This window comes from Segatella copri, from assembly GCF_009494835.1.
GTDB lineage: Bacteria > Bacteroidota > Bacteroidia > Bacteroidales > Bacteroidaceae > Prevotella > Prevotella copri_F.
Window position 1 is genome coordinate 1 of sequence record NZ_VZBE01000042.1, and the last position, 9,841, is coordinate 9,841.

Genomic DNA, 9,841 nt, shown 5'->3' on the forward strand with positions numbered 1-9,841 from the left:
AGCTGGAGAACTGCACCAGGGAACTGGTCTCTCTTACCCGTGAGATTGTTGAACTAACCCGTAAGTTTGAGGAAAGATGGTCGCAAAGATAAGTTTCGGAAGTTCATTGTATGGCGCACTGGCATACAATGGTGAGAAGATTAACAAGGAAGAGGGAAAGCTCTTGGCAACGAACAAGATCTTCGATGATTGTTCGGGAAAGACGAGCATCGCCTATGCCTTACGTGATTTCCAGCGATACCTTTCTCCGCACATCAGAACGGAAAAGCCTGTCGTGCATATCTCCCTGAATCCGCATCCTGATGATGTGCTGACGGATATGGAGATGGAGAACATCGCACGGGAATACTTGGAGCGCATGGGATATGGCAACCAGCCATACATGGTTTACAAGCATGAGGACATTGACCGTCACCACATGCACATCGTGACCATCCGAGTGGATGAAAACGGCAAGTGCTTGGATAGCCGATACAACTACCATAAGAGCAAGGCTATCACTCGTGACTTGGAGATGAAGTACAATCTCAACAAGGCAGACCGCAAGCAACGTCGATTCGACAATCCACTTCGTAAGGTGGATGCAAGCCAAGGCAATGTGAAGAAGCAGGTTGCCAACACAGTAAAATCTCTCTGCGCTACCTACAGGTTCCAGTCCTTGGGCGAGTACCGTGCACTTCTCTCCTTATATAATATATCCTTGGAGGAAGTCAGAGGCGAAGTTGGCGGTCGTGAGTATCATGGTTTTGTCTATTCTGCCACGGACGGACAGGGCAATAAGGTTGGAAATCCTTTCAAGGCTTCCAAGATTGATAAGTCTGTCGGTGTGGTGGCGATAGAAAAGCGGTTCGCTTATTCTGCCAAGAAGTTCAAGGAGGACAAGAAACTCTCCGAGATGACCCGTCATAGCGTAGAAGCAGTCTTGAAGCAGACGTACCATAAGGATAAGTTCATAGAACTTCTGAAAGCAAAGGGCATTGATGTTGTTTTCCGCCATACAGCTGACGGCCGTATCTACGGAGCAACATTCATTGATCACCGCACCCAAAGCGTTTTCAATGGTTCAAGGCTTGGAACGAATCTTTCTGCCAATGCCCTGCAGGAGCACTTCACCTTGCCTTACGAGAATGAGCAGCCAATACCGCTTACCATTCCAAAAGAAGAAGACTCTGGCTTGGAGCAGGAACTTCAAGGTTCTGGCTTGTTCGATGAGTACGGCAGCGGTCTTGGACTTATGGCAGGGAATGGTTCTTCCAACGAGGCACAGGAAGCAGCATTCGATAGAGAGTTACGCAGAAAGAAAAAGAAACGAAAAGGGAGAAACCTTTAATCGTATTATCAAGGTATAACTTCAAAACAGAAAATCAATGGCACAAGAAGACGATTTGAGAGCATTGGGAAAAATCATGGATTTTCTCCGTGCCGTGAGTATTATACTCGCAATTATGAATGTATATTGGTATTGCTACGAGGCAATGCACATATGGGGAGTGACAATCGGAGTTGTTGACAGAATCCTGATCAACTTCAACCGTACAGGCGGTTTATTCCATTCCATCCTCTATACCAAGCTGTTTTCGCTTCTGCTCCTGGCACTCTCATGTCTGGGAACCAAGGGTGTGAAAGCGGAAAAGATGAGTTGGAGCAAGATTTGGACGGTTCTTGCCGTTGGTTCCTGTCTGTTCTTCCTCAACTGGTGGATATTATTGTTGCCTATATCTCATTTGGGCAATGCCACGCTGTACATATTTACAATGACAGCGGGTTATATCTGCCTGTTGATGGGAGGACTCTGGATGAGCAGACTCTTGAAACACAACCTCATGGAGGATGTGTTCAATAATGAGAACGAGAGTTTCATGCAAGAGACCAAACTCATGGAGAACGAGTATTCTGTCAATCTGCCCACTCGCTTCTACTACAAGAAGAAATGGCAGAGAGGATGGATCAACGTGGTCAATCCGTTCCGAGCGACCATCGTGTTAGGTACACCGGGTAGTGGCAAGTCTTTTGCTGTAGTGAATAACTACATCAAACAGCAGATAGAGAAGGGGTATTCAATGTATATCTATGATTTCAAGTTTCCCGACCTTTCGACGATTGCCTACAACCACATGATGAACCATCAGAATGGATATAAGGTCAAGCCCCAGTTCTATGTCATCAACTTTGACGATCCTCGCAGAAGTCATCGCTGCAATCCTATTCACCCGGATTTTATGAGTGACATTTCCGATGCTTACGAAAGTGCATATACAATAATGCTCAACCTCAATAAGACTTGGGTGCAGAAGCAGGGCGACTTCTTTGTGGAGAGTCCGATAATCCTCTTTGCTGCCATCATCTGGTACCTACGCATCTACAAGAACGGAAAGTATTGTACCTTTCCCCATGCCATCGAATTGCTCAACCGCAGATACGAGGATGTCTTTCCGATCCTGACGAGCTATCCCGAACTTGAAAATTACCTTTCTCCATTCATGGACGCATGGCAAGGTGGGGCAATGGAGCAGTTGGCGGGGCAGATTGCAAGCGCAAAGATTCCGCTGTCACGAATGATTTCGCCACAACTCTACTGGGTGATGTCCGCAAGCGAGTTTACACTCGACATCAACAATCCCGAAGAACCGAAAATTCTATGTGTCGGCAACAATCCCGACCGTCAGAACATTTATGGTGCGGCACTTGGCTTGTATAACAGCCGCATCGTGAAACTCATCAACAAGAAGGGACAACTCAAATCATCCGTTATCATTGACGAGTTGCCGACCATCTATTTCAAAGGCTTGGATAACCTGATTGCTACGGCACGAAGCAACAAAGTTGCCGTCTGCTTGGGCTTCCAGGACTTCTCGCAGTTGGTTCGCGATTATGGAGACAAGGAGGCTAAGGTGGTTATCAATACGGTAGGTAACATCTTCAGCGGTCAGGTCGTTGGCGAGACCGCCAAGACTTTATCCGAGCGTTTTGGAAAAGTACTTCAAAAGCGCCAGTCTATTTCCATCAACCGTCAGGATGTCTCTACGTCCATCAATACCCAAATGGATAGTCTCATTCCGCCAAGCAAGATTAGTGGTCTTACCCAAGGTATGTTTGTTGGATCTGTTTCCGACAACTTCACCGAGCGCATAGAGCAGAAGATCTTCCATGCCGAGATTGTCGTTGACACCGATAAGGTAAAGCGAGAGGAAAGCCATTATCAGCCTATCCCCATCATCAACGACTTCAAGGATGCCGATGGCAACGACTGCATGAAGCAAGCCATTCTGGACAATTACAACCAAATCAAGGAGGATGTCAAGCTGATTGTCAAGGACGAGCTGGAGCGCATCGCTGGTGACGAGAGCTTAAAGCATCTCATACAGAAATAAACAATAAGGCGAGTAACTTTTAGGAATTGTCCTTTCAGTTACTCGCCCCTGCATACATATATGGGATTTATCGTTTTTTATCGTCTCATTCTTTCCAATTCATCATCCTTTCGCATTTTGTCGTTCAACTTCTCCTGCATTCTGTCAAGGAAGTAAGTACGGCTATGGTTCTTGCGTCTTCTGATGTCGGTGTAGAAACGATAGCAGTCCTTGGCTTTGATGCCGAAGAACTGGTACATGGCTTGCGCCAAGTCCTTGAATTTTACATCGCCATCGTTCACGCTTCCCATTACGCAGATGCCATATACCATTTCTACAAGGTCAACGGCATTGCCAGTCCATTTTACTAATGGCTTTGATTCTGATGATACTGGCGGAGAGGCTTCTGAAGTGGATGTAGTCACATGAAGATGATATGTTGCTGCCACATGCTCTTGCATCCTTCGGACAAATGCAATAGCTTTGCGCACATACAAGCCTACGGTTCCCAAACAATCCTTTATATGGGGCATTGACAGATGGAAATCAAGCTCGGTCTCTGCGTATGACAGAGCAAAGACCGCTTGCTTCACGTTGGTGCTGCATAAATCAACCACAACCTTGATAAACTCACGATATGAGTTCTCCAAAGCGTTACCACCTTTGTTCTTATGACCTGCATTCAGCAAGTTGAAAAAATCAGTCTCTATCAATATGTTGTATTCCATGTTGCTGTCTCTTTTATGGGTTTGTACTAATTTGATGTTTCTGTGCGCACATCATTTATTAGTCCAATACCTATGCCATTCCAAGACAGACTAAACAATCGGATGATGATATTTCCTGATAATCAGCAACTTTATCAAGAGAATAAGATTTTCACAAGGAAATTGCAAGCAGAAATAGTGTAAGGAAAACCGGACACTCGTCCAATCTTCCTTACACGGTTCTTATACCGTTACAACTTGTTCGTAGAAATACCATACTCTTTCATACGGGCATAGAATGTAGTATGGCTCATTTCCAACATTTTTGCCGCATCACGCTTGATACCATTGCATTGCTTCAAAGCCCACAAGATACGTTCTCGATTGATCTTGCGTTCTTGTTCATCAAAGTCCAAAGCCTCTTCTGTCAATGCCGATTGTGACAACTGCAAGTCCTCGACATCTATTATCTCATTCTCGCATAGCAGCATAGCTCGCATGATACATGATTTCAACTCACGCACATTACCTGGCCATGTATGGCTTACAAGTGCCCTTTGCGCTTCCTTACTGATACATTTTATTTCTTTGTCCGTATGCCTATCATATAGTTTCAGGAAGAAGTTAGCTAATGGCATAATATCTTCCTTGCAATCCCGCAACCGTGGAATCTCAATAACCGCTTCGTGAAGTCGATAATACAGGTCGCTTCTGAATCGTCCTTCCCGAACTGCCTCTTGCAGGTTTTCATTGGTGGCGGCAATAATGCGCACATCAGCCACTTTATCTTTTGTAGCTCCCAATGGTCGGTAGCTCTTGGATTGCAACACACGCAGCAGCATCGCCTGTACATCTTTCGGCAGGTTCCCTATCTCGTCCAAGAACAGCGTACCTCCAGCAGCCAATTCAAAGTAACCTTTTCTTGCTGCGTCTGCACTTGTGAATGCACCTCTCTCATGTCCGAAGAGAGCGGAAACGGCAAGTTCCGCAGAAAGCGTACCGCAATCTACTACCTCAAAAGGCTTGTCGGCTCTTTTGCTTTGCAGATGTATCTTTTCCGCTATATGTTCTTTGCCAGTTCCGTTGTCGCCCAATATCATAACAGCCATGTCGCTTTTAGCAAACAATTCTGCCATTTTATATATACGGCGAAACTTCTCACTTTTGCGGTAAACAATCTTGTTATTCAACTCTACGAGTCGTTTCTGCTTGTCTATGATTTCTTCCAAACGTTCATAAACTACATCAAGCAACAATTTCTTCGGTATATAGTCTTCTGCTCCCAATTTCATAGTCCTCACGGCACTCATGCTTTCATCGTAAGATGTCATGATGATAAATGGATTCTGATAGCCGTTACTACGCATCCATTCCAACAGGTCGATACCATTATCATTCCCCAAGCGCATATCCGAAATGACAACATCCCATTCAGAGGATTCCCTCACAGCTTTCAGACCATCTCTGTAATTGTAGCATAAGATTGTTTTCCATCCCTTCGATTCCAACTTCTTGCCCAACATATTACAAAATGTCGGGCTGTCTTCAATGATTATTACTTTCTTCATGCTGTTACCTCCTCAATTTTCTTTTGTGCGGCTTTGATGATTTCCTCACCATGTGCGAAAACATCCTCAACCGCTTGGTTGATAACGTCGTCTGATGATGTAGAATCTTCAATCAGGTCAAAGAGATAGTTCAAAGACTCGTCAGATTGTACCATCATCCACGAGCTTCTTGCGTGGTGAATGGCATCGGACATTTTCTTGCGGTTCTCCTCTTTGGCTGCATTACGGATACTGCCCAATGTGTCAGTCATTTCCTTTACGAAATTCTCCAAAGTCTCTTTTTCATTGCCGTAGGTCAGCAACATAGAGAAGTCTATTTGTTTTTCTGCTATTTTACCGTTCACACACTTTCTTGCAGTGTTTATTAAATCCTTGTCAGACATCGGCTTGAACAGGCAAGCGACAAATCCTGCATCAAGCAGTTCTTGCTCACTCACATTTGGTGCTGCTGTCATAACGACAACAGGAATGGTCTTGGAGTTACGCACGTTCACCATACGCATCATTTCCAGAATCTCGATACCATTCACTTCAGCCATCTTCAAATCCGTTATCAGCAGATCATAAGATTTTTTGCGCATCATATCCAACAAATCCGTGGCATTATTACAAGTGTCACATACGATGCCGTTCGATGCAAACGCTTCACGAATGGTACTCAGTTGCACATGGCTATCATCAATGGCAATGACAGTAAACGAATCTTGTCGTTTCGTTCTATTCTGAGTTGGTTCCACATTCTGCTTTTCGGCTGCAGCCATAGGAAGACTAATGGTAAATATACTTCCCAGCCCTTGGTGACTGGACACATCGATTTTTCCTTTCATCAGTGAAACGAGGTTCTTGACAATGGAAAGCCCCAAGCCAAATCCCGGTTGGGTGACCGCATTTCCCAATCTTGCAAATTCCTTGAAGATTTGTTTTTGTTGCTTGTCGTCCAATCCTGTTCCTGTATCCTTAACCATTAGCATGAATACACCATTCTTATAGGTTGTGGACAATACTATCTCACCCTTTCCCGTATATTTGATGGCATTGGAAAGCAGATTGCGTCCTATTGTAAGCACCTTTTCCTTGTCTCCATTGACAACACCATCTGCCTTATTGCTGACGCTCAATTCCAGTTGCTTCTTCGCTGCAAAGGGCTCATACTCCATCTTTAATTGCTCGGCAATGTCCATCATACGGAAAGGGCGTTCCTTGACGGTCGCCTTTCCATTCGCTAATTTGGAGTAAACCAGGAAACTGTCAATCATAGCAGTCAAGCCTTTCGATGTGTCTACAATCAAGTCGGCATATCGTTTGCTTTCATCCGTAGCATCATCAAGTCCGCTAATCTTGCGAGCATAATCCTTGATGGCAGACAAGGGACTGCGCATCTCATGCGTTACTGTCAGCATCACCTTTCTTGTTTCTTCCTTGCTCTTACGTGTCTTGAATGCGAATCGCCACACCAATAGGAATAATACGAAAAATACCAATATCAACAATCCTATCATCCCTATATAAAAATAGGTATAATTGCCTTCCAAGTCTGCGATTTGTCGCTCACGAACTTTTATGCCTTTATCCACATTCTCATCAGCTATGCTGATTACTCTTTGCAACTGCTTATTGATACCTTCATTTCTGTTTCCAAGACTATCCAATATCTCCACTACCTTACGGCTTTGCTGGTGATGTTTAGCAACAACCGTTTGGTTTAGGTTGGTGAGCATCTTTTCTGTTTGGGTTAAACGGTTGCCTGTTGTTACTGCATTTTCTTTCTTGCCGAACAATCTGCTGAAGAAACCGCGCTTCTTTGGCTTTGCCTGCTGTGGCATAGCTGAAAGTCTTTGGCTTTCAGTTTTATTCTGCTCTACAATTCTTGGAACTTCTGCGGTCAGCTTTTCTTGAGTGGCATTCAGATCCTGCATGGCATCCTTTATATCCAGAAGGAGCTGTTCCTTTTCTGCAAGAAGACGGCAGATCGTATCAGAATCTTCTTTCGGACAAATATCTGCGATGCCTTCAAGCATACTGTCCACTTCCAATCGAAGCGAATGAAACTCATTTACATCTGTTGAGTCCCAATCCGCAACCATTTCACCAAGCAGTGACAATTTCGTTATGTGCAAGTTTAAGTCATGCACATTCTTTCGCCACTGATGCAATTCTGCATTTCTACACTCAATCTCCTTTCTGTCGCGCCATTCAAATAGGCCGATTACAATGGTACATCCTACGATGACGATGGCAGTCATGATGCCTAAAGCCATCCATCTACAGATATGCCCGGTCTGTTCTTTGCGTTCCATGTTGTTTACTTTTTACGTTTCTATTACTTCATTATTGCTTTGCACTAACATTTTTAATCGGCAAAGATAATGGCAGGAAGCATTAAAGACGAATATTTATATATATTATAACAACTTTTATGTAATTTCTTGGTAAAAACAGCATATTGTTAGAGAAAGAACCATTATTGAATAATAACAATGGACAATAAAGCCAAAAGCTGACAAAGTGTAGATTGTGAGACTTAACCGAAAAAGGATGGCAAGAGTTTCCTACCTGTTGATACAGACATTCAAAGAAAAGCAGAACGAGCAGGAAAAGTCAAGAGGTACTTTCCAAGTGCTTGACGGCAACATATTGATGCTTGTGCTTCCTTTGAACAGTGAGCTTGTATTTTATAAGGTGAGTGATGCCAATAGTATTGCTCTGACAGACTCATTGGGCAACGACCACTCTGAAAGGATGCAAACATATACTTTGCGAAGAATATAAAACAAACAGTTAAAATCCGTGGATAAATGTTGAATCATATCCACGGATTTTATTCCTTATTCGATATAAAATCACCAAGAAAGTATAATCACCATTCTTTACGTATGAACACAAATCCTTTCGAAATTTTACTGTCTATTAAGCATAAGTCAATGCCTAATTTCAGCAAATACTCTTTAATTATAGAATTGTTTAATCTTTTCTTGATATTTTTATTTTTATAATAACTTTGATCTTCAATAGAAAGTGGAATACCTTCTTCATAGAACACCCATCTGTCTTCTTTGTATGCTTGAATTAAGCGTTCTTCTAAATTTGAATTGGAAAAATAAAATTTAAAAAACGGATTATCTGTTTCATTGGACAACGCACACATAATAGTGTTACATTTCAAATGCTTTTGTATAGTTCTACACAAATTAGACAATCCATCTTCATAATTTGATATAAAAAAGACTTTATCTGGATACATTTCATTTTGCCAACAACTAAATTTAGGGAAATGTGAACCACCACTTTGGGGATTTATATATTCCTCTATAACTGGGCATATAGGATATATATATGCTTTCCCTTTTTCTAATTCTCTTTTAAAAATTAATTTTACGACATCAGTGACTTTGTTGAAGTCACTGATGTCAAAAATAGAGAATATTATGTATTTAAAATCACTTGCCATTTACCTTGTAAAACTTATTTCTTGCTTGATTGTCATTTTTAGGAAGCTGTTCCTTATGTTTGTTCATAGAACGAGTCTGTGTGTCATATTCAACATTGGTGTGAACACCATGTTTGTCAAACTGGACATCAGGACGATTATTACCAACAACATTTCCATTAACATCAACTTGTTTCTGATTTTTTCTTATGTTTGTAACATCATCGTCCACTCGTAGCTTCTCAATTAAATTATCAATTTTTTTATTATGCGCTGGACCTCCATGTGGTTTGGCTTTTCCACCATTAGGCTTTATTTTATTTTTAAATCCGTCAACAAAATTCAAAAACTGCTTTTGCCCCTTTTTATTAAAGTCTGTCCCTAACAAAAGATCGGCTGTTGCGCCTAATTTATCGGTAAAAGAAGCATCACCGTCAAAAACTGTTTGAATGTCCCCTGCAATATCCGAAATTTCACTTAGTCCAGCCTTTTTAAGATTTGAAGGTGTCAATTTGCCTGTTTTCTTATAGACTTTCCAAATACGTTTAGCGTATTTAAAAGCTGCAACGAATCCTTTTACTATAGCTTTACCATCCGGGTCTATGTATGTAACAGGATTATTACCAACAAAACAAAAGCCACTTAATGCTGGATATTTTTCAGCTAATGGATCTACGCTAATCCAAAGGCTTATCCTTGGGTCATAGTACCTCGCCCCATAGTAATACAATCCAGTCTCTTCATCGAATTCCTTCGCATTGAAAAGATAAGGTGTATTCCAAATGTTGT

At 42.2% G+C, this 9,841-nt stretch carries 8 protein-coding genes; 3 read left to right on the forward strand and 5 right to left on the reverse strand.

The window, feature by feature from the left end; translation table 11 throughout:
* Positions 1-76: 76 nt before the first annotated feature.
* Both mobB and mobC read left to right on the forward strand, forming a co-directional pair.
* The gene (mobB, locus tag F7D47_RS06350) at positions 77-1,330 is read left to right on the forward strand and encodes a conjugal transfer protein MobB (RefSeq protein ID WP_153086563.1); all 1,254 of its coding nucleotides are present in this window, start codon (positions 77-79) and stop codon (positions 1,328-1,330) included.
* A 37-nt stretch (positions 1,331-1,367) separates the two neighbouring features.
* The gene (mobC, locus tag F7D47_RS06355) at positions 1,368-3,371 is read left to right on the forward strand and encodes a conjugal transfer protein MobC (protein WP_153086564.1); all 2,004 of its coding nucleotides are present in this window, start codon (positions 1,368-1,370) and stop codon (positions 3,369-3,371) included.
* 77 nt (positions 3,372-3,448) lie between these two features.
* On the opposite strand, the gene F7D47_RS06360 is transcribed toward mobC, so the two are convergent.
* The 3 genes from F7D47_RS06360 to F7D47_RS06370 form a co-directional block, all read right to left on the reverse strand.
* Positions 3,449-4,078, reverse strand: coding sequence for an RteC domain-containing protein (locus F7D47_RS06360; RefSeq protein ID WP_117663913.1), 630 nt, complete (start codon positions 4,076-4,078; stop codon positions 3,449-3,451).
* A 230-nt stretch (positions 4,079-4,308) separates the two neighbouring features.
* Complete coding sequence (locus F7D47_RS06365) at positions 4,309-5,625, reverse strand: sigma-54-dependent transcriptional regulator (RefSeq protein ID WP_153086565.1); 1,317 nt, start codon at positions 5,623-5,625, stop codon at positions 4,309-4,311.
* Entirely contained in the window at positions 5,622-7,922 is a 2,301-nt protein-coding gene (locus F7D47_RS06370; RefSeq protein ID WP_153086566.1) for an ATP-binding response regulator, read from the reverse strand. The genes F7D47_RS06365 and F7D47_RS06370 overlap by 4 nt, the downstream gene beginning before the upstream one ends.
* A gap of 238 nt (positions 7,923-8,160) precedes the next feature.
* On the opposite strand from F7D47_RS06370, the gene F7D47_RS06375 reads away from it, so the two are divergent.
* Positions 8,161-8,394, forward strand: a complete 234-nt coding sequence (locus F7D47_RS06375; protein ID WP_153086567.1) for a hypothetical protein — start codon at positions 8,161-8,163, stop codon at positions 8,392-8,394.
* 88 nt (positions 8,395-8,482) lie between these two features.
* Here the strand turns inward: F7D47_RS06375 and F7D47_RS06380 are convergent, their stop codons facing one another.
* A complete protein-coding gene (locus tag F7D47_RS06380) occupies positions 8,483-9,073 on the reverse strand; it encodes a hypothetical protein (protein ID WP_153086568.1) in 591 nt (196 codons plus the stop codon).
* The coding region (locus tag F7D47_RS06385; protein WP_194253029.1) for an RHS repeat domain-containing protein at positions 9,063-9,841 on the reverse strand (779 nt) is incomplete at its 5' end. The genes F7D47_RS06385 and F7D47_RS06380, both read right to left, overlap by 11 nt.